Origin of the sequence: Streptomyces sp. NPDC016459 (assembly GCF_040632845.1) — a bacterium.
Lineage (GTDB): Bacteria > Actinomycetota > Actinomycetes > Streptomycetales > Streptomycetaceae > Streptomyces.
The window spans coordinates 103,703-130,597 of record NZ_JBEYCR010000005.1 but is presented as its reverse complement, the minus strand read 5'-3'; the positions used below and the strand labels follow the sequence as shown (position 1 = coordinate 130,597).

Below are 26,895 nucleotides of genomic sequence, written 5' to 3'. Positions count from 1 at the left end.
AAAGGGAATCAGGACCCCGCCGGCAGGGGTGAGGGTCCCCCTCCCGGCGGGTGCCCACGGCGCTGTCACGAGGGGCCACCGCCCTCCGGCCGCCAGAGGGGCGGCTGGGACCGGTGTCCGTCGCCGCTGCGCGGCCTGGCCGTGACCACCGGTCCGGCTTCCTGCGCGTCGGAACGGTCGTCGCCGCCACGCCCACCACCGTCTTCTCCCCCGTCGGCGTCCCCGCGCCCGGCGGCCGGGGACGTCGGCCGCACCGACGTCACCAGCGCGGCGGACAGGGCCACCAGCGTGAGCACCTGCGCCAGACCGCTGAACGCGCCCTCCCCGTCGGCGACCGGCTCCCCGGCGCCGAGGGCCGCCACGAGCCCGGCACCGGCCATCGCCACCGCCGCCGTCGGCACCAGCACGCCCGGCCGGAGCCGCGCGGCCACGGCGAGTACGGGCACGATCAGCGCCCACGGACCCGCGGCCACCGCGACGACCGCGGTCAGCGCGAGCGTTCCGAGCAGCATCCCCGGGGCCGCCGGCTCGGCCAGCGTCTCGTCGGCGGTGCCGGCGTCGTCGCGCCGGCGGCCCACGAAGGCCAGGGCGGCCAGGACGGCGAGCGTGAACCCGCCGCCGATCAGGGCGGCTCGGTACGGCCCGGAGGGCTCGAACTCCATGCTCACCGTTCCGGACGCGCCGGCCGGGATCACCCAGGCCTGCTGCCAGCCGTCGAGGCGCACCGGCTCGAGCTCCTTGCCTTCCAGGGTCGCCTTCCAGCCCTCGTTGGCGTTCTCGTAGGTCCGCAGGTAGGCGGCCTCGCCGTCGCCCGCCGACACCGAGACGGCCCGGCTGTCGTCGGACCACCTGGTGACGGTGGCCTCACGCCCGGCCGCTCCCTGGAGTGCCCTGGGGGTGCCGCGGGTCAGCGTGACGTCGGTGATCGCCAGCGGGCCGCCGTCGGCCGCCTCCACCTCGTGATCGCCGGACGGAAGCTCCAGGGTGCCGTCCTTCTCCTTCCCCGCGCAGAGGGCGACGGTGACGGGACGCCGTTCGAGGAGGTCCCGGACGAGTCCGGAGGCCTTCGTCTTGTGCAGGACGCCACCCACGGCGAGGTCGGGGCCCTGCCCGCACGGCAGCGAGAAACGCGCGGACGGCTTCGGCCGCGGCACTCGCAGATCGGCCAGTGCGGGGACGTGCACCTCGCTCAACCCCACCGGCAGCTGCAACTGCGCGTTCGCCACCGGGTTGTGGACGGTGAGCGGCGCGACCGTGGTGATGGTGATGTCGAGCCGGTTCGTCTCGATCTCCGGGAAGCGGATCCGCCCGTTCTCGTCCACGTCGGCCACCGCGGCGCCGTGCGGGGAGCTGATCATCACCTGCTCGGGCCGGGTGGACACCCCGCCCGCCGGCGCGAGGATGATCTCGTCGATCTTCTTCATCCCGGGCCAGCTCAGGTGGACGACCGGCCGGTCGCCCGCGATCCAGGCGGTCGTGAGATCACCGTCGACCAGGTTGCGAGCACCGAGTGACGTGCCGTTGCGGCTGGTGGAGTCCACGGCGGCCGTCAGCCGGTTCTTCGAGCCGGGGGCCGAACGGTCGAGCAGTTCGTCCAGCGCGCCGCCGGACACGGCGACGGCTCGCGCCGACACCTGGTACGCGCCCGACTCCTCGGTGCTGAACCGCCGGTGCAGTCCCACCTCCGCCGACGCGGGCGACAGGCCGCTCGCGTCGGTGCCACGGTGCAGGGAGTACACGGTCGCCGCCGCGTCGGTGCGCTCCGCGTCGGCGGGCAGCACCAGCATGCGCGTCACCTGCACGCCCGGAATCGACACCTCGGAGAACCCGGCCCCGGAGAGGCCCGGGCGCGCCTGCTGCGCGGCGAGGACGGTGATCTTCATCCAGGAGGCCTCGCCGACGGGAGCCTTGACCGTCTGCCGAGAGCCGTTCGTCTGCAGGGGGCTGTCGACCGAACCACGGTCGGTCTCGATCCGCACCTGCGTGGGCGCCGCGCGCATGGCGTCACCCGGCAGGGGCGTCAGCTGGACGGAGGCCGGGATGTCGGTCGGCCGGGCGAAGTCCACTCGCAGCCACTGTCCGACCGGCTTGCCCGGGCTGCCCTCGGCCCACGCGGTGTCCGGGTTGCCGTCGAAGGCGTTCACCGGGTCGTGCTGCGGCAGGTGGAACAGCCAATTACCACTGCTGGAAGCCGTCACGGCCTCGGCGCCGCGCAGTACCGCCGTGGTCTGGTGGTCGATGCTCTCCGACGGCAGGATCTGCTTGGGCTTCTCACCCGGGTTCTGCAGGCTGCCGGAGTGATTGCGCTCGTCCGCCGTGTAGGTGTACGAGGTGTTGTTGTTGACGAGGCCGAACCGGGTGTCGGTCCGGCGCAGCCCGTCCGCGACCGCCTTCACCGGTGCGACGACGCCCTGGGGAAGCCGGTCCCCGGCCAGCACGGCCGGTCGCCCGGTCATGGAGGGATCGGCGGACAGCTGGAGCAGCGCCTCGGGTCCGCCACTGACCACGGCCGTGTCGGCCACGGCCGAGACGCCGGCCCTGTCGGGCCGCCCGGCCCCGTCCTGCGGCTGGTAGATCTCCACGGCCTGGAGCCGCGGGTAGAGCCCCTGCACCTGGAGCGGGGTGTCGGCGGCTATGCGTCCACCGGTCATCAGCGGGCCGAACCCGGTGACCTTGCGGTAGCCGGACGACTCCAGGGTCCGCTTCACCGTCTGCGGCGGGACGTAGCCGATCTGGTCGGGGTCGAGGTCGTTGCGGACGACCACCTCGTGCATGCCGGCCCGTGCGAGGTACGCCCGCAGGCCCGGAACCTCGGTGCCGGACAGCAGCGCCTGCTCGACGGCGTCCGTCATACGGCGTGCTCCGGGAGTGCCGAAGGGGACGAAGTCCCGCTGCGCCCAGGGGGTCTCGGCCAGCACGTCGAAGGGCTGGTCGATGGGGGAACCCCAGGTGTAGATGCCGTGCGCCGTCGCCGGGACGACCAGGGCCCGGCTGTTCGGGGCGTTGTCCTTGAGCCAGCCGGCGGCCTTCTCCCAGTGGGTGGGCAGCTTGGTGAACCCCCCGGGCTGGAGGATCGAGCCGTTGACGTACGGGAGCGCCAGACCGGGCAGGACGAGCACCGCCGCGGTCACGGGCACCCAGCGACGACCGGGGAGGGCGCGGAGGGCGCGCGAGCCTCTGCTCGCGGACAGCACGGCTGTCAGATGGGTGAGTCCGAGGACGAGCGCGAGGGCAAGTCCCGGCTGGAACTTGTAGATGTTGCGGAACGGCTTCAGCGGTCCGTTCAGCCAGTCCTGGACGGCGCCGTGGAAGGGACCGCCGGCGGCTCCGCCGTACCCGGCGAGTGCGATCAGGACGACGGCGAGGACGGTCAGCAGCAGCCAGCGGCGTTCCGGCAGGTCCCGCCGGGCCAGGCCGGCCAGGCCGAGGGCCGCGGCGAACGCCGAACCGAGAACGGCGATGACGGAGGTCGCGACGGTCCAGCCGGCCGGCAGCCATGCCTCACCGAAGTTCAGATAGGCCACCCAGTTGCCGGCGCCGCGCAGCAGCTCGGTCGCCGACATGGTGGCCGTGGTGGTGTCGGCCTGCTCGACGTACGGCATGAAGTTCTCGCCGTACATGCCGAGCAGGAGCAGCGGCACCACCCACCAGACGGTGGCCAGCACGACGCCCGGTATCCACCAGCCCAGCAGCGCGCGTCGGCGCCGACCGGGCGGGCGGCTGAGGAGGTACAGGCCCACGGGCAGCAGCGCGGCCAGTGTCGAGGCGGCGTTCACACCGCCCATGAAGGGGATCAGCAGCGCCGAACGGGCGGCGGCCTTCCGCGGGCTCAGCTCCGCGGAGGTCAGCGGCAGCAGCACCCAGGGCAGCAGGGCGCCGGGCAGCGCGGCGGCGGAGGTCGATCCGATGACGATCGTGAAGGTCGGCCACAGCGCGTAGACCGCGGCCCCGAGGACCCGGGACGCGGACGTGCCCACATGGAGCCGCTCGGCGAGTCTGAGCGCACCCCAGAAGGCCGCGGTCACGATGACCGAGAGCCAGAGCCGTTCGGCCAGCCAGACCGGTACCTGCAGCAGGTCCATGAGCGCGTAGTAGGGAAGTGCCGGGAAGGCGTAACCGACGTACTGGTTGGCTATGCCGCCGAGGCCGACGTTCCCGTTCCACAGCGAGCCGAGATCGCCGAGGAAGCGCCAGGGATCGAGGGCGACGCCGAGTTTGGTCTCGAAGGTCGTCCTGCCGGGTGACACGGCGAGGAACGCCACCAGCACGACGGCCCAGAAGCCGAACAACAGGCGTCGTCCGCGCGGCTCGCCGGACGCCCCCGACGGCGTCGGGCCGGGCTGCGGCACCCAGGTGGGTGCCTGGACCGTAGTGGTCATGACCGTTCCTCGCTTCGCATGCTCATGGGCTTCGCCTGAGAATCAGCAGCAGATTCCAGGTGGCGATCTCGCGGAGTCCCGGCACCCGGGTGATCGTGCTCGCGAGGAACGGCCAGTAACGGGACCGCGCTGTCACGACCTGCACGTCGTCGCGACCGCGGACGTGCCGCAGGGTGGGACCGATGTGGACGGGGAAGAGGTTCTCGCCGAGGGTGTGCTTGGCCGCGCGGCCGGTGCGCCGTTCGTAGCGCGCGCGGGCCCGGTCGGCCCCGAGGTAGTGCCACGGCGCGGTCTCGTGGCCTCCCCAGGGCGAGAGCCAGTTGGTGAACGACAGGTAGATCAGTCCACCGGGGCGGGTGACCCGTGCCATCTCGCTGATGAACGTCTGCGGGTCCGACACGTGCTCCAGCACGTTGGACGAGAAGCACACGTCCGCGACGCCGTCGCCGAGCGGCAGCAGATACCCGTCGGCGAGCACCGCGTCCTCGGTGGTACGACCGCGGGCGTTCAGCTCCCGCGGGTCGGGCTCGAAGAGGTAGCTCTGCGCGCCGCGGCGGCGGAACTCCTCGGTGAAGTGGCCGCTGCCGCCGCCGACGTCGACGACGATCTTGCCGGTCAGGTCGACATGGCGCGCCACCTGTGCGACCGAGTCACGCGCCAGCAGGGTGTAGCACCCTTCGGGATCCCGGGGTTCGCGCATGAACGCCCGGAAGAGGCAGGCCGATCGCCTCAGCGACGGATCCTTGAATCCGCGGTCGGTGGTCTCAGCCACGGCCGCTCCCGCCGCGTCTCAGGGTCACGGCGCGCTCCGCGGCCTCGGCGGCGACCGCCTGGAACTGACGGACCGTCGCGCTCCAGCGGAAGCGCTGGGCGCGCTGCGCCGCGGCGCGCCCCATGGCCGCGCGCCGCTCGGTGCTGAGGGACAGGGTGCACCACGCGGCGGCGAACGAACTCTCGCCCCGTGCGAGCACCCCGGTCACCCCGTCCTCGACGGAGTCGCGCAGGCCCGGTATGTCGAAGCCGATCGCGGGGGTGGCCCGCGTGGCCGCCTCCGTGACGACCAGCCCCCAGCCCTCGACGAGGGAGGGGTGGACCAGCAGCCACGCCTCGCACATCAGCCGGTGCTTCTCGGCTTCCGACACCCGGCCGGCGAACGTCACGGAGGGACCGGCCATGGCTTCGAGCCGTTCCCGTTCGGGGCCGTCCCCCACGATGACGAGGCGGCCACCCGTGACGGGACGTACCCGCTCCCACAGCCGTAGGAGCAGGTCGATGCGCTTGTACTCCACCAGTCGGCCGACGGCGAGGAACAGCGGTTCCTTCGCCTCGGGCAGCAGGGGGCCGGGGTCTTCGACGCCGTTGTTGACGATCCGGATGCGGTCCGCCGCCACGCCGATGTCGCGCAGCTCGGCGGCGGTCGACTCGGAGACCGCCACCATCAGGTTGTCCCGGTGGATGCCGGTCAGTGCCCAGTGCTCCAGCCTGCGTCCGAGCCGTGCCGCCGGGCCCGGGTAGCGCATCTGCCAGAGGTCCGTGTGGACGTGGTTGACCAGGCATACCGTTGCTCCGCGGTGCCACAGCGGCGCCAGGTACGGCATGCCGTTGCACACCTCGACCAGCAGGTCGCAGGTGCCGACCTCGCGGGCGAAGGTCGCCCTGGCACGCGGGAAGTGACTCGCGTCGCCCCCCGCGGAGACCACCCGGTAGTCGCGTGCGGCGGCCGGGCCGCCGCACACGAGCGTGACCTCGTGGCCGGCGGCACTGAGACCGCCGGCTATCCGGTCGATGAGCAGTTCCGAGCCGCCGGCGGCCTCGTTGGCCAGGTCGCGACGGGCGAGGAAGGTGATCCGACGCGGCGCGGGCGCCCCGAAGGGCGCGACGTGCGGGTCGGGGGCGAGCGCGTCGGTGACGTGGCTGCCGGTACGGATGTGCGCGGGGACGGAACGGGAGTCCTTCTGGCCCGGGGCCAGAGCGGACGAGCGCTGGGGCATAGAGGTGCTCCAACTCGGCGGCTGCGGGTGGGATACGCATGAGGGTGTGCCGGGCTTCCGGGGATGAAGCGCTGGGCTGGCTCGTACTGGGGGTGTTTCGGGTACTGCGGGTGCTGCGGTGGTGGGCTGCCGGGGGCAGTCGAATCGGGCGGAAACATTGGCCCTACCGCGGGGTAACATCAGTCTTCGTTCAGGGATTCGTTCCCGCTACTCACCCGGATGACAATTTCGGGACTTTGGGCGCCCCCGTTTTCCTCACTCCGTTGAGTCGTCGGCCCGCCGGGAGCCGCGGATCAGCAGTGCGGTACCGCCGACGGCCAGCAGGCCTCCCACGAGGCCGCCCACGATGGGGGCGGTCTCGCCGAGCAGCTTCAGCCGGTCGCTGTCCGCGGAGGCCAGCTCGACCTGCTCACGCCGGGTCTCCTCGGTGAACTCCAGCCCCTCGCTGGCCAGCAGGGTGACCGCGTCCTTCGGTGACCCCGGGGCCCGCAGCGTCTTCTTCGGCGCGATCAGCGCGTTCATGATCCGCCCCGTGCGCTGGTCCACGGTCAGCTCGATCCGCGCGTTGGAGTACCACTCCTCCGCCAGCACCTGGCCCGGCTTCGAGCTGCCCACCAGCACGCCGGGCACCAGCCGGGTACCGGTCGGAGTGGCCTTGACACTGCCGGCGAAGCGGTAGCCCTGGCGTCCGCCGACCCTGGTGACCTCCTGGAACTCCAGCGGCACGGTGGCACCGAGGGTGCTGTCCCACCAGGAGTAGGCGCGCTTCTCCACGTCGAACGGGAACTTCAGGTAGGCCTCGCCCTCGAACGCGGGCTTCTCGTCACAGCAGTGCACCGGCAGGTTCGTCCGGCGGTCGGTCACCCAGCGCTCGGTGGTCCACTGCAGGGATCTGCGCGGGTCGCCCAGCGCGAGCGTCTTCGGCGAGTCGATCTGTGTCGACACGTCCCAGATGGCGTTTCCGCTGCGCTCACCTGCCGCGACGTCCCCCAGCACCCGGCGGGTGATGGTGATCGTCCGGCCTTCCACCGTGGAGACGGACCCGGTGTCGAAGTAGCTGCCCGGCCCGGTGAAGACCGTCGTGGAGTCCACGTCGGTCGGTGTGCGCTTGGCGCGCGGTTCCACGTACCAGACCAGCAGCTGGGTGAACACCAGCAGGAAGACTCCGACACCCAGCAGAATCAGGGACAAAGGCGATATTGAACGACGCATGTGGGTACTCCGATACGGGCGCGACGTGCGGGGGCTCGTGGGCCGTGTGGGAAGGGGGCACACACACGGGGTGCAGCCTGTCCGGGGGCAAGAAGGGATACCCGGCAGTAACAGTGACTGTGGACCGCGAAATTAGGCTGCCCTTGACCATCTGTCAATGCGCCTCTCATACTGGCCGCGCCGGACCGGGCCGGTGCGCTGGGTGACAGACCTCGATCAACGAGAGGCCGATCATCCTCATGTCCAGACTGCTCGCCGCCTTCCTGACCTGCGCTGCCTCCGCCCTCCTGGCCACCGGCGCCGCCTACGGAATCGTCACCGCTCTCGCCGCCACACCCGAGCAGCAGAATGTGCCGCTCGTCACGTTCCCCGAACCGCCCACGGACGGCACGTCCAGCACAGCGGGATCCGGCGCGGGCTAGGTTGGAAGATGCAGCCCACAGCCCGAACGCGTAGGGACCGGACACCCAGGAGCGGTGCGGTGGAAGCGTCGTCAGCGTGGCACGACGTGCCACGAGAACGGATCCAGCAGTTCGCCGACCGTGCCCTGGAGCAGGTCCCCGAACTGGCCCAGGACATCCTCGCCGCGATCCGGCAGGAGTATCCGGGCCTGGTGCTGCTCCCCGACGAGTCCGGAGAGCCGAAGGCCCTGGTGGCGATCCGGCACGCGCTGGAGCTCTTCGTGGAACAGATGGCCACGGGGTCGGCCCGGCCGCGCACCCTCCCGGAACTGTTCCGGGACTTCGGGCGCGGCGAGGTCTCGCAAGGGCGCAGCCTGGACTCCTTGCAGGGGATCTACCGGCTGGGCGTACGCCTCTCCTGGCGGCGTATGGCGGAGATCGGCCAGCAGGTCGACATCCCACCCTCGGCCATGTACGAACTCGCCGAGTCCGCGTTCGAGTACCTCGACGTCATGGTCGCCCAGTCGGTACGCGGCTACGCCGAGGCCGTCGCCCGCCAGGCCGGGGAACGGCTGCGCCTGCAACGGCTCCTCGTCGATCTCCTGCTCACCGAGCACCGCTCCGACCCGTCCGCCCTGCTCGCCGACCGCGCGGCCGACCTGGGCTGGCAGCTGCCCGGGAAGGTGGCGGTGGCGGTACTGCTCCGCCCTGCCCAGGAGGCCGTCGCCCCTGCCGTCGGCGAGGAGATGCTGCTCGACATGGAGGGCACGCAGCCGCGCCTGGTCGTACCGGACCCGGACGCCCCCGGGCGCACGGAGTTGCTGCACCGGACACTGGCCGGCTGGTCCGGGGCGATCGGCCCGTCGGTCCCCCTGGCGGAAGCCGCCACGTCACTGCGTTGGGCCGAGGCCGCCGTCCAGATGATCGAGCAGGGTCTGCTGCCGCCGGGGCGGCTCCTGCACTGTGGCGAGCACGTCGAAGCCCTGGTGCTGCTGCCCGCGGGTGAGCTGATCGACGATCTCGCGCGGCGGCGGCTGGCACGTCTCGACGAGGCCGGCGGCCCGGCGCACGCCCACCGACTCGCCGAGACCCTGCTGGCCTGGCTGGAGACGCGCGGTGGCGCCCCCGAGGTGGCCGCCCTGCTCGGGGTACACCCGCAGACCGTGCGCTACCGGCTGAGGCAGCTCCGCGAGTTGTGGGGCGACGACCTGGACGACCCGGACCGCCGCTTCGAACTGGAACTGGCGCTTCGCACCCGGCGGCTGCGCGGAGAGCTCGGCCCCCCGCCCGACTGACCCCGGAGGGGGCGCCGACGTACCGCACGACATCTCGTGCCTCACGGCGTCAGCGCACCGCGCAAGGTGAGGAGGCACCCGGCGCGTGGGCGCCCGTCGGCACCTCGGCGCTGTCAGGCGTGGTTGACGGGCAGGACGTCCGGGGACAGGGCGCCCGCGTGGGCGGCGGCGGAGGTCATCCGCTTGCGGTGGTGACGGCGGCACAGCACCTCGTAGCCGACCTCCTCGACCGGGCGGCGCACATCACCGACGACGACCTGCTCGCCCTCGACGACCATCTCGCCGCCGACCGTACGCGCGTTGTGCGTGGCCCGCGCCCCGCACCAGCACAGCGCCTCGACCTGGAGCTGCTCGATCCGGTCCGCCAGTTCGATCAGGCGCTGCGAGCCCGGGAAGAGCCTGGTCCGGAAGTCGGTGGTGATGCCGAAGGCGAAGACGTCGAGACCCAGGTCGTCGACGACCCGCGCGAGCTGGTCGATCTGGTCCGGGGCGAGGAACTGCGCCTCGTCGACGATCACGTAGTCCGCCTTGCCGCCCTGCGAGAACTGGGCGACCAGGTACGCGTACAGGTCCATGCCCTGGGGCGCCTCGACCGCTTCCGTCACCAGGCCGAGCCGGGACGACAGCTTGCCCTCGCCCGCCCGGTCGTCACGCGTAAAGATCACGCCCTGAAGCCCCCGCGCATCGCGGTTGTGGGCGATCTGGAGGGCCAGGGTGCTCTTCCCGCAATCCATGGTTCCGGAGAAGAAGACCAGCTCGGGCATGACGGGTCGGGACCTTTCAGGTCGTGGGAGGGGGGAAGGGACGGGGAGGCGGGGCGCGGTGCTCAGGAACGGACTTCGAGCAGCGGGACGAGCTGCTCCGCGGGGGTCATCGACCCGTGCATGCCGACCATCGCGGACTCGTGCGGCTCGTTGACGGAGGCGGTGATCGCCACGTCGTCGTGGGCCGCGGCGACGACGTCGCCGATCCGGCCGTACACCCGCTCGTCGATCTCGTCGCCGAACCAGCCGAGGGAGACGGCCTCGTCGCGGCTCGCCACCCAGAACTGCTCGCCGATCACCTCGCGCCAGCAGGTGAGGACGTCCGCCTCGGCGCCGGGCACGGCGTAGACGTGACGGGCCCGGCCCTCGCCGCCCAGGAGGGCGACACCCGCGCGCAGCTCCCAGTCCTCGTCGAAGTCGATGCGGTGCTGCTCGTCGAAGGGGATGTCGACCATGCCGTGGTCCGCCGTGACGTACAGGGCGGAGCGGGGCGGCAGCTGCTCGGCGAGCCGCTGCACGAGCCGGTCGACGAACATGAGCTGGCCGCGCCAGGCGTCGGAGTCGACACCGAAGCGGTGTCCGGCGCCGTCGAGTTCGCTGTAGTACGTGTAGACCAGCGAGCGGTCGCCGGCGGCGAGCTGCTCGGCGGAGAAGTCCATGCGCTCCTCGCCGGAGAGTCGCCCGTGAAACGTTCCGCCGCTGAGCGCGACCTTGGTGAGCGGGGTCTGCTCGAAGATCGGGGAGGACACCTGGGCGGTGTGGACCCCGGCGTCGTGCGCGAGCTGGAAGACGGTCGGGTACGGCTGCCAGACGTGCGGAGCGGTCCACGGCTTCCAGCGCAGCTGGTTCATCAGCTCGCCGGTCGCCGGGTTGCGCACGGTGTAGCCGGGCAGGCCGTGCGTACCGGGATAGCGGCCGGTGCCGACGGAGGCCAGCGAGGTCGCCGTGGTCGCGGGGAAACCGGCGGTGACCGGGCGGCCCGTGCCGCCGCGCGAGGAGCCGAGGAGCGAGGTCAGATAGGGCGCCTCGTCCGGGTGGGCCTTGATCTGCTCCCAGCCGAGCCCGTCGATCAGGAAGAGGCAGTTCCGGTCGGCCGGGGCCAACTCCGCGATCCGGGAGGTGAAACCGGGCACTCCCTGGCCGGCGACGAGCGTCGGCAGCAGGTCGCCGAGGGAGCCGGAGGTGTACTCGGGGACCGGCGCGGTCTCCGGGGCGAGCGGAACGGGATCGTCGGGCCAGCCGTGGTTCACGGCGGCGGGCTGCACCATCAGCGGGTGGGGGCGGCGGTGGCCGCGATGGCTTCGGAGAGGGCCTGGGCGAAGATGAGGGTCTGCCGGACGGTGTCCGGGCCGTCCCCGGCCTCGCTCACGCGCAGGCTGAGGTCGTCGGCGGTGGCGTTCCCGGTGTAGCCGTGGTCGGCGTCACAGTTGGAGTCGCCGCAGGCGGCGGGCTCCAGATCGATCCGGGAGACGGCACCCCAGCCGATGGTGAGGACGACTTCGCGGGGAAGGGTGCCCGGCGTGTACGACTCCGGGTTGGCGACCACGCGGCTGACGACGACGGACGAGATCCGGTCGAGCTTCACGGACTCGGTGGACGTCGTGGCGTACGGGGTCGGGGAGCTGGTGTCGGCGGCCTGCTCGTCGGTGTGGCTGACGATGAAACGGTGCGGCGTCAGGACGAGGACGGTGACATGGCGCCGGACCTCGTTCGCGTCGAAGGTGGTCTCCTGGTGCACCACGTACGACGCGACGGCCTCGCCGCCGACAGCGGCCTCCACCGCCTCGGCCACGAGGGCCGGGTAGTAGCCGCTGCGCTCGATCGCCGCGCGCAGCCCCTGGGTCGTCGTACCGGTCTTCGCCATGGACTCCATCCTACGGGGCGGTGGGGGCCCCTCAGGCCGTTCCGTAGCTCGGCAGGCTGCGCGGGCCGAGGTCGGTTCGGGGCGGCGGCGGGGCCAGTCGGACGGTGGCGCCGAGGACGGAGAGCCCGCGCGGTGCCACGACCACCGGCTCCAGGGAGACGGCGACGACCTCGGGATGGTCGTCGACGAGCCGGGAGACCCGGAGCAGGACCTCCTCGAGGGCCGGGGTGTCGACGGGGGCAGAGCCGCGCCAGCCGAACAGCAGCGGGGCGGTGCGGAGGGACCGGACGAGTTCGGCGACGTCCCGGTCCGTGGCCGGGACCAGTCGGTGGGTCGTGTCGCCGAGCAGTTCGGACGGCGCGCCCGCGAGGCCGAAGGAGAGGACGGCGCCGACGGCCGGGTCGATGGCGGACCGGACGACCGTGTCGACGCCCCGGGGCACCATGGCCTGCACGACGGGCTGGAGCTCCTCGGGCTTGCCGAGGACCTCGGTCAGCTCGGCGTACGCCGTGCGCAGCTGCTCCTCGGTCGCCAGGTCGAGCCGTACGCCGCCGAGGTCGGGGCGGTGGCGGAGGTGCGGCGCGGTCGTCTTGAGGGCGACCGGGTAGCCCAGCCGGGCGGCGGCCGCGACGGCGGCGTCGGGCGTGGGCGCGGGCAGGGTCGGCAGGACGGCGATCCCGTACCGCGCGAGCAGTTCCCCGGCCTGCTCGGTGCCGAGCGTCACACCACGGGGGTCGGCCTCCTCGCCGCCGCCGAGCACCCGCTCGATGAGCGCGGCGGCCCCGGCCTCGTCGATGTCCTCGTACTCGGGCACCCGCCCGGGCTCGGCGGCCTGCCGCCGCCACTGCCCGTACCGCACGGCCTCGGCCAACGCCCGCACGGCCCGCTCGGCGGCGGGGTAGGCGGGGATGGTGGTGGCGGCGATGCCCGCGGCGCCGGGGGTGCCGGCTGGCTCCTCCGACGACCCGGGGACGGGTCCGGCGCCGGCGCCGGGTCCGGGTCCGGTGCCGGACGGGGAACCGGCCGGGTATGCGACCCGGGAATCGGCCGAGGCTCCAGGTGCGGACCCGATCGGCGTGCCCGGTCGGCCGTCGGCCGGGGCGCCGGGCAGGGCATCGGCCGAGGTTCCGGGTCCGGGCTCGGCCGGGGCTCCGAGTCCGGACCCGATCGGCGTTCCCGGTCGGCCGTCGGCCGGCGTCGGTGGGTCGGCCTGGGCCGGCGGTCCGAGCCGGGGCCCGGCTCCCGTACCCGTACCCAGGGCCGTACCCGTACCCCCGCCCCGGCCCCTCCCGGCCGCCGTCGGTCGCGTGCTCGTCGCGATCGCGAGGGCCTCCGCGAGGCCGCCCATCTCGACGTGGACGACGACGACCGGCTTCGTCGGGGTCGGAGCCGAGGCGACGGCCTCGCGGAGGGAGGCCGCGAGGACCTCGCCGTCGCCGAACTCGGTGGCCCCGTTCTCGCCGACCCAGGGGATCGCGTTCACGACGACCGCGTCGGAGGTCTCGTCCGCGAGCGCCGCCGCCAGCGCGTCCCGGAAGTCCGCCGGATCCGCCGCCGTCGTCAGGTCCAGCGGCCGCAGCGGGCGCAGTCCCTCCGTCAGGCAGGCGTCGTACGTGAGGAGGCCGAGGGACTCGGAGTTGCCGAGGATCGCGACCCGGGGCCCGGCGGGAAGGGGCTGGGCGGCCAGGAGCAGACCGGCGTCGACGAGCTCGGTGACGGTGTCGACGCGGATGACCCCGGCCTGGCGGAGCAGAGCGGAGACCGTGGCGTGCGGGATGCGGGTGACGGGCACCCGGTGGCCGGGCGGGGCGCTGCCGCTGTGCCGGGCGCCCTTGACGACGACGACCGGCTTGACGGCGGCGGTGCGACGGGCCAGCCGGGTGAACTTGCGGGGGTTGCCGATCGACTCCAGATAGAGGAGGACGACGTCGGTTCCGGGGTCGTCGTACCAGTGCTGGAGGAAGTCGTTGCCGGAGACGTCGGCGCGGTTGCCCGCCGAGATGAAGGAGGAGAGACCCGCCCCCCGCCGGTGCAGTCCGGCGAGGAGGGCGATGCCGATCGCGCCGGACTGGGTGAAGAGCCCGATGCGCCCCGCGGCCGGCATCTGCGGTGCGAGGGAGGCGTTGAGCCGGACGTCGTCCGCGGTGGTGATGATCCCGAAGGCGTTGGGGCCGATGATCCGCATCCCGTAGGAGCGTGCCTGCCGTACGAGCTGCCGCTGCCGTTCGCGGCCGTCCGCCCCGCTCTCCGCGTATCCGGCGGAGAGGACGACCAGGCCCCGTACGCCGTGCTCGCCGCAGTCCGCGACGGCCTCCGGCACCCGTTCGGCGGGGACCGCGACGATCGCGAGGTCGACGGGTTCCCCGATGGCGCCGACGGACGGGTAGGCGAGGACACCGTCGAGCTCCGACGCCTCGCCGGAGGGGAGCGCGGCGTTGACCGCGTACACGCGTCCGGTGAAGTCGGCTCCGAGGAGGTTGCGGAGGACGGTGCGGCCGACGCCGCCGGGGGCGCGCCCGGCTCCGACGACGGCGACGGACCGGGGGGTGAGGAGGCGCTGTACGGAGCGTGCCTCGGCCCGCTGCTCCCGTGCGCGCTGGACGGCGAGGGACCGGTCGGTGGGTTCGAGGTCGAGATGGAGCCGGACGGAGCCGTCCTCGAAGCTGCGCTTCTGGGTGTAGCCCGCGTCCGTGAAGACCTTGATCATCTTGGTGTTGGCGGGCAGGACCTCGGCGGCGAAGCGCCGGATGTTCCGTTCGCGCGCGACCGCCGCGATGTGTTCGAGCAGGGCGGAGGCGACACCGCGTCCCTGATGGGCGTCCTGCACGAGGAAGGCGACCTCGGCCTCGTCGGCCGGCGCGGAGGCGGGCAGTCCGCGGTCGTCGATGCGGTCGTAGCGCACGGTGGCGATGAACTCGCCGCCCACCGTCGCCGCGAGCCCGACCCGGTCCACGAAGTCGTGATGGGTGAAGCGGTGGACGTCCTTGGCGGAGAGCCGCGGGTAGGGGGCGAAGAAGCGGTAGTACTTCGACTCGTCCGAGACCTGCTCGTAGAAGCTGACGAGGCGGTCGGCGTCGTCGGTGGTGATGGGCCTGATGCGCGCGGTGCCGCCGTCGCGGAGCACCACGTCCGCTTCCCAGTGGTCGGGGTAGTCGTGGTCCGGTGGTTCAGGACGCGCCTGTGGTGCCGGGTGTTCGGCCGCTTCCGACTGCTCCGACGCGCTCTGCATGGGGCCAGCCTACGGCCGCGACACGGCCGTGGCACCGCTCGCGCGGAGGGTGTGCGCCGTGCAAGGTAGGGGCACGCCGTGCAAGGTGGCAGCACGCCGGGCGCGGCAGGAGCGGGCCGGAAGGCGGTCCGATCCGGGCCGGAGGTCGGCGTGGAGCACCGGGCGTCCCGTGAGAGACTGGTCTAGACAACCGCTAAGACTTGAAGGGCAACACCATGGCTGAGCGCCGCGTCAACGTCGGCTGGGCCGAGGGCCTGCACGCCCGCCCCGCGTCCATCTTCGTCCGTGCCGCCACGGCTTCCGGCGTTCCGGTGACGATCGCCAAGTCCGACGGCACCCCGGTGAACGCCGCCTCCATGCTCGCGGTGCTCGGCCTGGGCGCGCAGGGGGGCGAGGAGATCGTCCTCGCTTCGGAGGCCGAGGGCGCCGAGGCCGCTCTGGACCGTCTGGCGAAGCTGGTCGCCGAGGGTCTCGACGAGCTCCCCGAGACCGTCTGAGCCGGGTCGACCTTCTCGTACGGCGAAAGGCCGTGGCTGCCGGAATTCCGGCGGCCACGGCCTTTTACATTTCCCCCCGAGCGACTTCGGGCAGCACGGGACCAGCCCGCCGAATTCGCATTCTTTGTATACGGTGTGCGCGTTAAGTCCGGGCGCTCGCCGTGTTGACGACATGTTGCGAAACCCTCACACGGCCGCGCGTCGGCCTTTTGAGGCGGTGCAGCGGCTGCGAGCGCTCCGCGTGCAGCGCGGTCAGCGCCCGCGCCCGCTCGGCGTCACCGCGCGCGAGGGCGTCCACGATCGCGCCGCGCTCGGCCCAGGCCTCCACCGGCTGCGCGGGCTCCTCGACCGCGTACATCCAGGCGATCTTGTGGCGCAGCTGGGTCAGCAGCGCCGTGAGGGCCGGGCTGCCGGAGGCCTGCGCCAGCGTCTCGTGGAACCAGCCGCCGAGCGAGCGCAGATCCTCGCCCTGGCCGCGCCTGGCCCGCTCCTGCCCCAGCCTGACCAGGCCCCGCAGCACCTTGAGGTGGGCCTCGGTGCGCCGCTGGGCGGCTCGTGCGGCGCCCAGGGGTTCGAGCAGCGCCCGCATGTCGAGCAGGTCGGCCGCCTCCTGCTCGGTGGGCTCGGCGACATGCGCGCCCGCATGGCGTCGGGTGACGACGAAGCCCTCGGACTCCAAGGTGCGCAGGGCCTCGCGGACCGGGACCCGGGAGACCCCGTACCGACGGGCGAGCTGTTCCTCGGTCAGCCGGCTGCCCCGCTCGAAGACGCCGGAGACGATGTCGTCCCGGATCGCCGTGCATACCGAGTGCGCGGGAATGCGCATGTCCGACCTCCGCCTTGGTCTGCGCGAGACAATTCTTGAGGCGCCTGTTCTGCGCCCGATCTGCGACTCTATTGCAGCGCGCCGGAATTTCCGATGCCCCAGCGGAATATGGAAGCCTTTTGACCGACGAAAAGCCCCGGCTCAGCACGAGCCGGGGCTTTTGCGACGCGACGCGGACCGGCCCTCGGGGGGCCGCGGTGCGGTCGGGGGGGTACGGGGTGCGGTGACGGGGGCGCGGCGGCGCCGTGCGTCAGACGCTGACGCCTCGGGCCCGGAGGTAGGCGACCGGGTTGATGTCGGAGCCGTACTCGGAGCTCGTACGCGCCTCGAAGTGCAGGTGCGGGCCGGTCGAGTTGCCGGTCGAGCCGGAGATGCCTATCTGCTGGCCCGGTTCGACGCTCTGGCCGACGTAGACGCCGATGGAGGAGAGGTGACCGTACTGGGTGTACGTGCCGTCGTTCATCCGGATGACGATGTTGTTGCCGTACGCGCCGCCCCAGCCGGCCTCGACGACGGTCCCGGAGCCGACGGAGACGACGCTGCTGCCGTAGCCGGCGTGGAAGTCGACGCCGGAGTGGCTCCCGGAGGACCAGAGCGAGCCGCCGGTCTGGTAACCGGTGGACACGTACGAGCCGGCGACGGGGAGCTGGAAGGAGTTCAGACGGCGGCGCTCGGCCTCACGGGCGGCGCGCTCCTCCGCCTCACGGATCTCCTTTGCGCGGGCCTCCGCCTTGCGCTTCGCCTCGGCTTCGGCCTTCGCCTTCGCGGCGGCCTCGAAGGCCTCCTGCTCCTGGGCGGCGGCCTGGGCGTTGATCCGGTCCACGAGGGAGTCCTCGGTGATCACCTTGGTGAGCCCGGTGTCCTCGACGGAGCGGTTGTCCGCGTCGGCGGCGAGTGCCGGGGAGGCGAGGGTTCCGATGACGCCGGTGGTGGCGAGTGTCGCGGCGCCGGCGAAGCCCAGGCTGCGGCGCGCCATCCGGCTCGAACCACGATGCTTCCCGGTGGCACGGGTGAACGCCATGTAGTGGCTGATCCTTTCCTTCCCTCTCGCCTACCGGGTTAGCTGACGGGTTCGGAGCAGGAAGGTCTCCTACGAGCCCCTCCGTACGAGACGAAGGCGCCCGATTCACCCCAGGGACTACGTGTGGGTCCCCGGCTCCCCAGGCTCGCGCCTGACGGGGACTCGGCGATGACTGTCCGGTTGCCGCGGGTGCGGCGGGTGCAACTGCCGAACAGACGCACCGACGCTATGCGGATCGTCTTTCAATCACCAACCGGACCGGCCTGTTTGTAAGACATGCCACAGAGCAAACGATCACCCTTGCTGCCAATACGGACAAAGGGGAGGGCTCCGACGACATCGTTCGTCGGAGCCCTCCCCGTGCCCCTTTTCTCAGGAGCCGGTCGGAACCGGTCCGGACAGGGGCCGGGAGCCGGAATCAGCCCGTCACGACGGTGACTTCACCGATGCCCAGCGCGCGCACCGGGTCCGCGATCTGCGCCGCGTCACCCACGAGCACCGTGACGAGCCGGTCCACCGGGAAGGCGCTGACCACGGCCGCTGTCGCCTCGACCGTGCCCGTCTCGGCCAGGCGCGCGTACAACTGGGCCTGGTAGTCGTCCGGAAGGTGCTGCTCGACCTGGTCGGCGAGCGTCCCGGCGACCGAGGCGGCCGTCTCGTACTTGAGCGGGGCGACCCCGACCAGGTTCTGCACGGCCGTCTCGCGCTCGGCGTCGGTCAGGCCCTCGGCGGCCAGCGTCCGCAGCACCTTCCACAGGTCGTCGAGCGCCGGGCCCGTGTTGGGCGTGTCGACGGAACCGCTGATGGCGAGCATCGCGGCTCCGTTCCCCTGACTGTCGGAGCGGAGCACCTGCGCGAAGGCGCGCACCCCGTAGGTGTAGCCCTTCTCCTCGCGCAGCACCCGGTCGAGTCGCGAGGTGAGGGTGCCGCCGAGGCAGTACGTGCCCAGGACCTGGGCCGACCAGACGCGGTCGTGCCGGTCGGGACCGATGCGGCCGATCAGCAACTGGGTCTGGACGGCGCCGGGTCGGTCCACGATGACGACCCGTCCGGTGTCGTCGGCGGTGATCGGCGGCATCGGGAGCGGTTCGGCCGGCTCGCCGGTCCAGGCGCCCAGGGTCTCGGCGAGGACCTTGTCCAGGTCGACGCCGGTCAGGTCGCCGACGACCACGGCGGTGGCCGTGGCGGGCCGGACGTACGCCTCGTAGAAGGCGCGGACCGCGGCCGCGTCGATCGCCTCGACGGTCTCCTCGGTGCCCTGGCGCGGCCGGGACATCCGCGACTCGGCCGGGAAGAGCTCCTTGGAGAGCTGCTTGGCGGCGCGACGGGCGGGACTGGCCGTCTCGTGCGGGATCTCGTCGAGACGGTTGCGCACCAGGCGCTCGATCTCGGTGTCCAGGAACGCCGGGGCGATCAGGGCCTCGGAGAGCAGCGCGAGGGCCTTGGGCAGCCGGGAGACGGGGACCTCCAGGGAGACCCGTACGCCCGGGTGGTCGGCGTGCGCGTCGAGCGTGGCGCCGCAGCGCTCCAGCTCGGCCGCGAACTCCTCGGCGCTGCGCCGGTCGGTTCCCTCGGAGAGCGCGCGGGCCATGATGGTGGCGACACCGTCGAGACCGGCGGGCTCGGCGTCCAGCGGGGCCGGCAGGAAGAGCTCCACGGCCACGACCTGCTGGCCGGGGCGGTGGCTGGTCAGCAGCGTCAGGCCGTTGTCCAGCTTGCCGCGGTCCGGGGCGGGGAAGGCCCAGGGCCTGGCGACGCCGGGCGTCGGCTGGGGGTGGAAGTCCATGCTCGTCAAGGACACGGCTGCGTCGGTCACTGGTCCGCTCCCTCTGCGTCGTCATCGCCGTCGGCGTGGTCGCTCTGCCCGGTCGCCAGGGGCTCGTAGACGAGCACCGCGCGGTTGTCGGGGCGCAGCGCGGCCGCGGCGGCCGCCCGCACCTCGTCCGCGGTGATGTCCAGGACCCGGTCGACGGCCGTGAGGGCGAGCTGCGGGTCGCCGAACAGCACGGCGTAACGGCACAGTTCGTCGGCACGGCCGGCGACGGTGCCGAGGCGGTCGAGCCATTCGCGCTCCAACTGGGCCTGCGCGCGCTCCATCTCCTCCGGCGTGGGGCCCTCGGCGGCGAACCGGGCGAGCTCCTCGTCGACGGCCGCCTCGATCTGGGGGACCTCGACGCCCCCGGAGGTCTTGACGTCCAGCCAGCCGAGCGATGGCGCTCCGGCGAGCCGCAGCAGGCCGAAGCCGGCGGCGACGGCCGTACGGTCGCGGCGGACCAGACGGTTGTGCAGACGGGACGACTCGCCACCGCCGAGCACCGTCAGGGCCAGGTCGGCGGCGTCGCACTCGCGCGTGCCGTCGTGGGGCAGCCGGTAGGCGGCCATCAGCGCGCGGGCCGGGACCTCCTCCTCGACGACCTCGCGCAGCTGCTCGCCGATGACCTCGGGCAGGTCGCCGGAGCGCGGTTCGGGCTTGCCGTCGTGGCCGGGGATGGAGCCGAAGTACTTCTCGACCCAGGCGAGGGTCTCCTCCGGGTCGATGTCGCCGACGATCGACAGCACCGCGTTGTTCGGGGCGTAGTACGTGCGGAAGAAGTTCCGCGCGTCCTCCAGGGTGGCCGCGTCCAGGTCGGCCATGGAGCCGATCGGCGTGTGGTGGTAGGGGTGGCCCTCCGGGTAGGCGAGGGCGGTCAGCTTCTCGAACGCCGTGCCGTACGGCACGTTGTCGTAGCGCTGGCGGCGCTCGTTCTTGACGACGTCCCGCTGGTTCTCCATGGACTCGTCGTCCAGGGCGGCGAGCAGCGAGCCCATGCGGTCGGCCTCCAACCAGAGAGCGAGCTCCAGCTGGTGCGTGGGCATGGTCTCGAAGTAGTTGGTGCGCTCGAAGCTCGTCGTGCCGTTGAGCGAGCCGCCCGCACCCTGCACCAGCTCGAAGTGCCCGTTGCCGTGGACCTGCTTCGAGCCCTGGAACATCAGGTGCTCGAAGAGGTGGGCGAGGCCCGTGCGGCCCGGGACCTCGTGCCGTGAGCCGACGTCGTACCAGAGGCAGACCGCGGCGACCGGGGTCAGGTGGTCCTCCGAGAGCACCACGCGCAGGCCGTTCGCCAACCGGTGCTCGGTCGCTGTGAGGCCGCCGGAGCCGGCCTCGGCCGTGGCCGTGTGACCCATGGGCATGTACGTCCCTTCGATCGCGATGTGAAAAGGTCCTGCCACTGTATGCAAGCGCGCCGACACCTGACGAAGTTCCCGTCCCTTCGAGAAGTCCCTCTTCCGGGTCGCGGTCGGCGTTGTCGGTGGCAAGGTCCACAATGGTCCGCGTCAGTTCAACCATGTTGGTGAAGGAGCCGCAGCCGCGATGGCCCGCCGCAGCACGAAGACACCGCCGCCGGACGACGCGTTCGAGGAGCGAATCCTCGACATCGACGTCGTCGACGAGATGCAGGGCTCCTTCCTCGAGTACGCGTACTCGGTGATCTACTCGCGTGCCCTCCCCGACGCCCGGGACGGCATGAAGCCCGTCCAGCGCCGCATCGTCTACCAGATGGGCGAGATGGGGCTTCGCCCCGACCGGGGCTTCGTCAAGTGCGCCCGCGTCGTCGGCGAGGTGATGGGCAAGCTCCACCCGCACGGCGACGCCTCGATCTACGACGCCATGGTGCGCATGGCGCAGCCCTTCTCCATGCGCCTCCCCCTCGTCGACGGCCACGGCAACTTCGGCTCCCTCGGCAACGACGACCCGCCGGCCGCCATGCGGTACACCGAGTCGCGGATGGCTCCGGCCGCGCTGCTCATGACCGAGTCCATCGACGAGGACACGGTCGACTTCTCGCCGAACTACGACGGCCAGGAGCGGGAGCCGGCGGCGCTGCCCGCCGCCTACCCGAACCTGCTGGTCAACGGCGCGTCCGGCATCGCGGTCGGCATGGCGACCAACATGCCCCCGCACAACCTCGGCGAGGTCATCGCCGCGGCCCGCCATCTGATCCGCCACCCCGGCGCCGACCTCGAGACGCTGATGCGTTTCGTGCCCGGCCCCGACCTGCCGACCGGTGGCCGGATCGTCGGCCTCTCCGGCATCAAGGACGCGTACGAATCGGGCCGCGGCTCGTTCAAGATCCGCGCCACGACGAGCGTGGAGACCGTGACGGCCCGGCGCAAGGGCATCGTCGTCACCGAGCTGCCCTTCACGGTCGGCCCCGAGAAGGTCATCTCCAAGATCAAGGACCTGGTCGGCTCCAAGAAGCTCCAGGGCATCGCGGACGTCAAGGACCTCACCGACCGCAACCACGGCCTTCGCCTGGTCATCGAGATCAAGAACGGCTTCGTGCCGGAGGCGGTCCTCGAGCAGCTCTACAAGCTGACGCCGATGGAGGAGTCCTTCGGCATCAACAACGTGGCGCTGGTCGACGGCCAGCCCCTCACCCTCGGTCTCAAGGAGCTCCTGGAGGTCTACCTCGACCACCGCTTCGAGGTGGTCCGGCGCCGCTCCGAGTTCCGCAGGACCAAGAAGCGCGACCGGCTCCACCTCGTGCTCGGCCTGCTCGTCGCGTTGCTCGACATCGACGAGGTCATCCGCCTCATCCGGGAGAGCGACAACTCCGCGCAGGCCAAGGAGCGCCTGATGGAGCGCTTCTCCCTGAGCGAGATCCAGACGCAGTACATCCTGGACACCCCGCTGCGCCGCCTCACCCGGTTCGACCGGATTGAACTGGAGAGCGAGCGCGACCGTCTCAACGGCGAGATCGACGAGCTGACCGGCATCCTGGACTCCGACGCGGAGCTGCGCAAGCTGGTCTCGGCGGAACTGGCCGCGGTCGCCAAGAAGTTCGCGACGGACCGGCGGACGGTCCTGCTGGAGTCGGCCGGTGCGCCCGTCGCGGCCGTGTCCCTGGAGGTCGCGGACGACCCGTGCCGGGTGCTGCTGTCCTCCACCGGACTGCTCGCCCGTACGGCGACGGCGGAGCTGCCGGAGGCCGACCCGGACGCGAAGCGCGTCAAGCACGACGTGATCCTGTCGGCGGTGGCCGCCACGCAGCGCGGCGACATCGGCGCGGTGACCTCGAAGGGGCGGCTGTTGCGGATCGCGGTCATCGACCTGCCGCAACTTCCGGACACCGCGAGCGTCCCGAACCTGGCGGGCGGTGCGCCACTGTCCGAGTTCCTGTCCCTGGAGGCCGACGAGACCGTGGTCTGCCTCACCACGCTCGACGAGTCCTCGCCCGGGCTGGCCATCGGTACGCGCCAGGGCGTGGTGAAGCGCGTGGTGCCCGACTATCCGGCGAACAAGGACGAGCTGGAGGTCATCTCGCTCAAGGACGGTGACCGGATCGTCGGCGCGACCGAGCTGCGGACGGGCGAGGAGGACCTGGTCTTCATCACCTCCGACGCCCAGCTGCTCCGCTACCCGGCCTCGCAGGTACGGCCCCAGGGCCGCCCGGCCGGCGGCATGGCGGGCGTCAAGCTGTCGGCGGGCGCCGAGGTGCTCTCGTTCACGACGGTCGACCCTGCCGCCGACGCCGTCGTCTTCACCGTCGCGGGCTCCACGGGCACCCTGGACTCGGCGGGTACGTCGGCGAAGCTGACGCCCTTCGACCAGTACCCGCGCAAGGGCCGGGCGACCGGCGGTGTCCGCTGCCAGCGCTTCCTGAGGGGCGAGGACGTCCTGATCCTGGCGTGGGCGGGTGCCGCGCCGGCCCGCGCGGCCCAGAAGACCGGCACCCCGGTGGACCTCCCGGAGATGGACCCGCGCCGAGACGGCTCGGGCACCCCGCTCCCCCGCCCGGTGGACGTGGTGGCGGGCCCGGCGAGCTAGGACGGCCGTCGGAGGCGGCCCCCGCCCGCCCTGGGGGTCAGGGCGCCTCCGGCTCTTCCTCGGTCTGCTGTACGTATCGCAGGACGCCCCACATGCTGTGCCCGTCGGGGGCGTCCTGCGGCCCGTTCTGCTCGCAGGACGCCAGCTGCTTGCCCAGTCCCGCCGCGTCGACGCCGGAACCGATCAGGACGAGCTGGGTGAGCCGCTCCTCGCCCTCGGGCCACCGCTCGGGATAGAAGCGCAGGAAACGGCCGACGGCGTGGACGGTGTAGCGGTTGTCCGGGTCCGCGGCGCCGAAGTCGACGAAGCCCTTGATCCGGTAGAGGCCCTCGGGCCGGGCGTCGAGGAAGGCCATCAGCCGGCGCGGGTGGAGCGGGGTCGTGGCCGTCAGGGACACGGTCTCGTACGCCGCGTGCGGGTGGGCGTGCGGGCCGCCCCCGCCGTCCTCCCCGCCCCCGCCGTCCTCGCCCTCCGGGCCGTACAGGATGTCCTCGATGGACATCTGCCCCTCGATCTCCCCCTCGGGCACCACCCGGTCGAAGAGCAGTTCCGGGTCGATCCGTCCGTACGCCGCCTCGACCACGACGGCCTTCCCCGCCAGGCCCGCCACCGCCTCGCGGACGGAGCGCAGCCGGTCCCCGGGGACCCGGTCGGCCTTGTTCACGACGACGAGGTCGGCGATCGGCAGATGCCGGTCGGTCTCGGGGTGCCGCTGCCGGGTGGCGGAGAACTCGGCCGCGTCGACGACCTGGACGAGCCCCCCGTACACGATCCGCTCGTTCTCGCTGGCGAGCACCATACGGACCAGTTCCTGCGGCTCGGCGAGACCGCTCGCCTCGATCACGATGACGTCGAGGCGGGACTCGGGGCGGGTGAGGACCTCCAGGTACTCGTCGAGTTCGCTCGCGTCGACGGCGCAGCAGAGGCAGCCGTTGCCGAGGGAGACGGTGGAGCCGACCTGTCCGGCGACGCTCATCGCGTCGATGCCGATGTCCCCGAAGTCGTTGACCATGACGCCGATACGGGTGCCCCGGGCGCTGCGCAGCAGGTGGTTGAGGAGCGTGGTCTTCCCGGCCCCGAGAAACCCGGCCAGGACGACGACGGGGATCTGCTGCGTGGTCAAGGGACGTGCCTCCGGTTCCTTCGTGCCCCACGGCTGTGGGAAACCCCCAGGATAGGCGCCCCCTCCGTCGCCGTTTCCGGTCCCGGGGCGCGGCCCCGTACCTTTTCCGGCATGAGCCCCGCACAGACCAGCCCCCCGCGCCCCGGTGCGCGCCGACGGCGGTTCGGGTGGCCCCGGCGGGTGTTCTCGCAGGTCCTGCTGATGCAGCTGGCCATCGCGACCGGTGTGACCGTCCTCGCCACCGGGCTGTTCCTCGCCCCGCTCAGCGCCCAGCTCGACGACCAGGCCATGCGGCGGGCGCTTGCCATCGCGGGAACCACCGCGTCGCCCCGGCTGGCCGCGGACCTCACCACGACGCCGCCGTCCGCGCGGGGCCCGGTGCAGACGGAGGCGGAGCGGATCCGGATGTCGACGGGCGCCGAGTACGTCGTGGTCATGGACACCCGTGGGGTGCGCTGGTCGCACACCGATCCCGCCGCGATCGGCGGGCGTGTCTCCACGGACCCGAGCGCCGTCCTCGCCGGGCGCGAGGTGATGGAGATCGACAGCGGCACCCTGGGCCGCTCGGCGCGCGGCAAGACGCCGTTGCGGGACGCGGACGGGCGGATCGTCGGCGCGGTGTCGGTCGGCATCGAGTACGACAGCGTCCGCGACCGGCTCCTCGCCGCGATCCCCGGTCTCCTCGCCTACGCGGGCGGGGCGCTCGCGGCCGGGGCCCTGGCCGCGTACCTGATCTCCCGGCGCCTTCAGCGGCAGACCCACGACCTGGCGTTCTCCGACATCTCCGCGCTGCTCGCCGAACGCGAGGCCATGCTGCACGGCATCCGCGAGGGGGTGGTGGCCCTGGACCGCAACGGCTCCGTGCGGCTCATGAACGACGAGGCGCAGCGGCTTCTCGGTCTCGGTTCCGAGGCGGCGGGCCGGCCGCTCGACGACCTCCTCGGCGGGGGCCGTACCGCCGATGTCCTCGCGGGCCGGGTGACCGGGGAGGACCTGGTCACCGTGCGGGGGCACCGGGTGCTGATCGCCAACCGGATGCCGACCGACGACGGCGGCGCGGTGGCGACCCTCCGCGACCGCACCGAGCTGGAGCGGCTCGGACGCGAGCTGGACTCCACCCGGGGGCTGATCGACGCCCTTCGCGCCCAGGACCACGAGCACGCCAACCGGATGCACACCCTCCTCGGGCTCCTGGAGCTGGAGCTGCACGAGGAGGCGGTCGCGTTCGTCACCGAGGTGGTCGGCGTGCATCGGGCGACCGCCGAGCAGGTCACGGAGAAGGTCCACGATCCGCTGCTCGCCGCGCTGCTGGTCGGCAAGGCGACGGTCGCCGCCGAGCGGGGCGTCTCGTTGCGGATCGCCCCCGCCTCGCTGCTGCCGGACCGGCTCGTCGACCCGCGTGAACTGGTCACCGTCGTCGGGAACCTGGTCGACAACGCCCTGGACGCCGTGGCGGGCACCCCCGGCGCCCGGATCGACGTCTCCCTCCGCGCCGACGGCCGTACGGTCGTGCTGCGGGTCACGGATGGCGGCCCGGGGGTTCCGGAGGAGAGCCGTGAGCTGATCTTCACCGAGGGCTGGTCGACGAAGGCCCTCCCGTCCCACGGGAAGCGCGGCCTCGGTCTCGCCCTCGTCCGCCGGCTCGCGGAACGTCGCGGCGGCACCGCCCGCGTGCCCGGGGGCCCCGAGGGGGGCGCCGAGTTCACCGTCGTCCTCCCGGACGCCCTGACCGAGCCGGACCCCGATCCCGACGCGGCCTCCGCGGAACCGGAACCGGTCGAGGGGGCGCGATGATCGACGTCCTCGTCGTGGACGACGACGTGCGGGTGGCGCGGATCAACGCCGCGTACGTCACCAAGGTGCCGGGCTTCCGGGTCGCCGCCACCGCCCACACGGCCGCCGAGGCGCTCGCCGCTCTGGACGAGCACCCGGTGGATTTGATCCTTCTCGACCACTACCTCCCGGACGAGAACGGGCTCGCGGTCGTACGGGAGCTCCGTGCTCGGGGCCACCAGTGCGACGTGATCATGGTGACGGCGGCCCGGGACGTGGCCACGGTGCAGGCGGCGATGCGGCACGGCGCCCTCCAGTACCTGGTCAAGCCGTTCAACTTCGCCGTGATCCGAGCCAAGTTGGAGGCGTACGCGACGCTCCGCCGCACCCTGGAGAGCGGCGGCGAGGCGGAGCAGGCCGAGGTGGACCGCATCTTCGGCGCTCTGTCGGCCGGCTCCGTTACCCCCGACCTGCCCAAGGGGCACTCCCCCACCACGGCCGAACTGGTCCGCCAGGTCCTGCTCGCCTGGGACGCTCCCCTGTCCGCGCAGGAGATCGCCGAGCGGGCCGGCGTCAGCCGCCAGACGGCGCAGCGCTATCTCAAGCTCCTCGAACGCACCGGCCGCGTGCGGCTCTCGCTCCGGTACGGCGAGACGGGCCGGCCCGAACACCGCTACGTCTGGGTGACTTCCCCACCCAGTCGCTGAGGCA

At 72.4% G+C, this 26,895-nt stretch carries 19 protein-coding genes and 1 riboswitch; of the genes, 6 read left to right on the top strand and 13 right to left on the bottom strand.

The genetic code is table 11. The features are described 5' to 3' along the window. Window positions 1-65: 65 nt before the first annotated feature. The 4 genes from ABZ567_RS15270 to ABZ567_RS15255 all read right to left on the bottom strand — a co-directional run bounded on the left by ABZ567_RS15270 (window position 66) and on the right by ABZ567_RS15255 (window position 7,582). Window positions 66-4,379: an alpha-(1->3)-arabinofuranosyltransferase family protein gene (locus ABZ567_RS15270; RefSeq protein WP_360789096.1), complete on the bottom strand. Its 4,314-nt coding sequence runs from the start codon at window positions 4,377-4,379 to the stop codon at window positions 66-68. Window positions 4,380-4,401: 22 nt separating this feature from the next. Continuing rightward, complete coding sequence (locus tag ABZ567_RS15265) at window positions 4,402-5,079, bottom strand: class I SAM-dependent methyltransferase (RefSeq protein ID WP_360789837.1); 678 nt, start codon at window positions 5,077-5,079, stop codon at window positions 4,402-4,404. A 64-nt stretch (window positions 5,080-5,143) separates the two neighbouring features. Continuing rightward, a complete protein-coding gene (locus ABZ567_RS15260) occupies window positions 5,144-6,370 on the bottom strand; it encodes a glycosyltransferase family 4 protein (protein ID WP_360789093.1) in 1,227 nt (408 codons plus the stop codon). Between the two features lie 255 nt (window positions 6,371-6,625). Further along, complete coding sequence (locus ABZ567_RS15255; RefSeq protein WP_360789090.1) at window positions 6,626-7,582, bottom strand: DUF3068 domain-containing protein; 957 nt, start codon at window positions 7,580-7,582, stop codon at window positions 6,626-6,628. A gap of 239 nt (window positions 7,583-7,821) precedes the next feature. Between ABZ567_RS15255 and ABZ567_RS15250 the strand changes: the two genes are divergently transcribed. After that, window positions 7,822-8,004 (top strand): hypothetical protein, encoded by a 183-nt coding sequence (locus ABZ567_RS15250; RefSeq protein WP_360789087.1) that lies wholly within the window; start codon window positions 7,822-7,824, stop codon window positions 8,002-8,004. 86 nt (window positions 8,005-8,090) lie between these two features. Continuing rightward, a complete protein-coding gene (locus ABZ567_RS15245) occupies window positions 8,091-9,278 on the top strand; it encodes a helix-turn-helix domain-containing protein (RefSeq protein WP_360789084.1) in 1,188 nt (395 codons plus the stop codon). A gap of 113 nt (window positions 9,279-9,391) precedes the next feature. Here ABZ567_RS15245 and ABZ567_RS15240 read toward each other — a convergent pair whose 3' ends face one another. From ABZ567_RS15240 to ABZ567_RS15225, 4 genes are all read right to left on the bottom strand, one after another. Continuing rightward, on the bottom strand, window positions 9,392-10,042 hold the full coding sequence (locus ABZ567_RS15240) for a thymidine kinase (protein ID WP_360789081.1): 651 nt from the start codon (window positions 10,040-10,042) through the stop codon (window positions 9,392-9,394). 62 nt (window positions 10,043-10,104) lie between these two features. Continuing rightward, a complete protein-coding gene (locus tag ABZ567_RS15235) occupies window positions 10,105-11,310 on the bottom strand; it encodes a nucleotide pyrophosphatase/phosphodiesterase family protein (RefSeq protein ID WP_360789079.1) in 1,206 nt (401 codons plus the stop codon). Beyond that, window positions 11,310-11,906: a DUF5998 family protein gene (locus ABZ567_RS15230; RefSeq protein ID WP_360789076.1), complete on the bottom strand. Its 597-nt coding sequence runs from the start codon at window positions 11,904-11,906 to the stop codon at window positions 11,310-11,312. The genes ABZ567_RS15235 and ABZ567_RS15230 overlap by 1 nt, the downstream gene beginning before the upstream one ends. 31 nt (window positions 11,907-11,937) lie before the next feature. Continuing rightward, window positions 11,938-15,135, bottom strand: a complete 3,198-nt coding sequence (locus tag ABZ567_RS15225) for a GNAT family N-acetyltransferase (protein WP_360789073.1) — start codon at window positions 15,133-15,135, stop codon at window positions 11,938-11,940. A 215-nt stretch (window positions 15,136-15,350) separates the two neighbouring features. On the opposite strand from ABZ567_RS15225, the gene ABZ567_RS15220 reads away from it, so the two are divergent. Further along, window positions 15,351-15,632: an HPr family phosphocarrier protein gene (locus ABZ567_RS15220; protein ID WP_030211756.1), complete on the top strand. Its 282-nt coding sequence runs from the start codon at window positions 15,351-15,353 to the stop codon at window positions 15,630-15,632. 142 nt (window positions 15,633-15,774) lie between these two features. On the opposite strand, the gene ABZ567_RS15215 is transcribed toward ABZ567_RS15220, so the two are convergent. The 4 genes from ABZ567_RS15215 to ABZ567_RS15200 form a co-directional block, all read right to left on the bottom strand. After that, complete coding sequence (locus ABZ567_RS15215) at window positions 15,775-16,458, bottom strand: GntR family transcriptional regulator (protein WP_360789070.1); 684 nt, start codon at window positions 16,456-16,458, stop codon at window positions 15,775-15,777. 250 nt (window positions 16,459-16,708) lie between these two features. Further along, the gene (locus tag ABZ567_RS15210) at window positions 16,709-17,479 is read right to left on the bottom strand and encodes a M23 family metallopeptidase (protein ID WP_360789068.1); all 771 of its coding nucleotides are present in this window, start codon (window positions 17,477-17,479) and stop codon (window positions 16,709-16,711) included. Between the two features lie 12 nt (window positions 17,480-17,491). Beyond that, window positions 17,492-17,657: riboswitch (cyclic di-AMP (ydaO/yuaA leader) on the bottom strand. Window positions 17,658-17,897: 240 nt separating this feature from the next. Continuing rightward, window positions 17,898-19,295, bottom strand: coding sequence for a pitrilysin family protein (locus ABZ567_RS15205; protein ID WP_360789065.1), 1,398 nt, complete (start codon window positions 19,293-19,295; stop codon window positions 17,898-17,900). Next, window positions 19,292-20,650: a pitrilysin family protein gene (locus ABZ567_RS15200; RefSeq protein WP_360789062.1), complete on the bottom strand. Its 1,359-nt coding sequence runs from the start codon at window positions 20,648-20,650 to the stop codon at window positions 19,292-19,294. Before ABZ567_RS15200 ends, ABZ567_RS15205 begins: the two co-directional genes overlap by 4 nt. Window positions 20,651-20,831: 181 nt before the next feature. On the opposite strand from ABZ567_RS15200, the gene ABZ567_RS15195 reads away from it, so the two are divergent. Continuing rightward, window positions 20,832-23,288, top strand: a complete 2,457-nt coding sequence (locus ABZ567_RS15195; protein ID WP_360789059.1) for a DNA topoisomerase IV subunit A — start codon at window positions 20,832-20,834, stop codon at window positions 23,286-23,288. A 37-nt stretch (window positions 23,289-23,325) separates the two neighbouring features. Here ABZ567_RS15195 and ABZ567_RS15190 read toward each other — a convergent pair whose 3' ends face one another. Next, window positions 23,326-24,411 (bottom strand): CobW family GTP-binding protein, encoded by a 1,086-nt coding sequence (locus ABZ567_RS15190; RefSeq protein ID WP_360789057.1) that lies wholly within the window; start codon window positions 24,409-24,411, stop codon window positions 23,326-23,328. Between the two features lie 111 nt (window positions 24,412-24,522). Between ABZ567_RS15190 and ABZ567_RS15185 the strand changes: the two genes are divergently transcribed. Together ABZ567_RS15185 and ABZ567_RS15180 are read left to right on the top strand one after the other, a co-directional pair. Next, window positions 24,523-26,205, top strand: a complete 1,683-nt coding sequence (locus ABZ567_RS15185) for a sensor histidine kinase (protein WP_360789054.1) — start codon at window positions 24,523-24,525, stop codon at window positions 26,203-26,205. Further along, window positions 26,202-26,891, top strand: a complete 690-nt coding sequence (locus ABZ567_RS15180; protein WP_360789052.1) for a response regulator — start codon at window positions 26,202-26,204, stop codon at window positions 26,889-26,891. Before ABZ567_RS15185 ends, ABZ567_RS15180 begins: the two co-directional genes overlap by 4 nt. The last annotated feature ends 4 nt before the right edge of the window (window positions 26,892-26,895 follow it).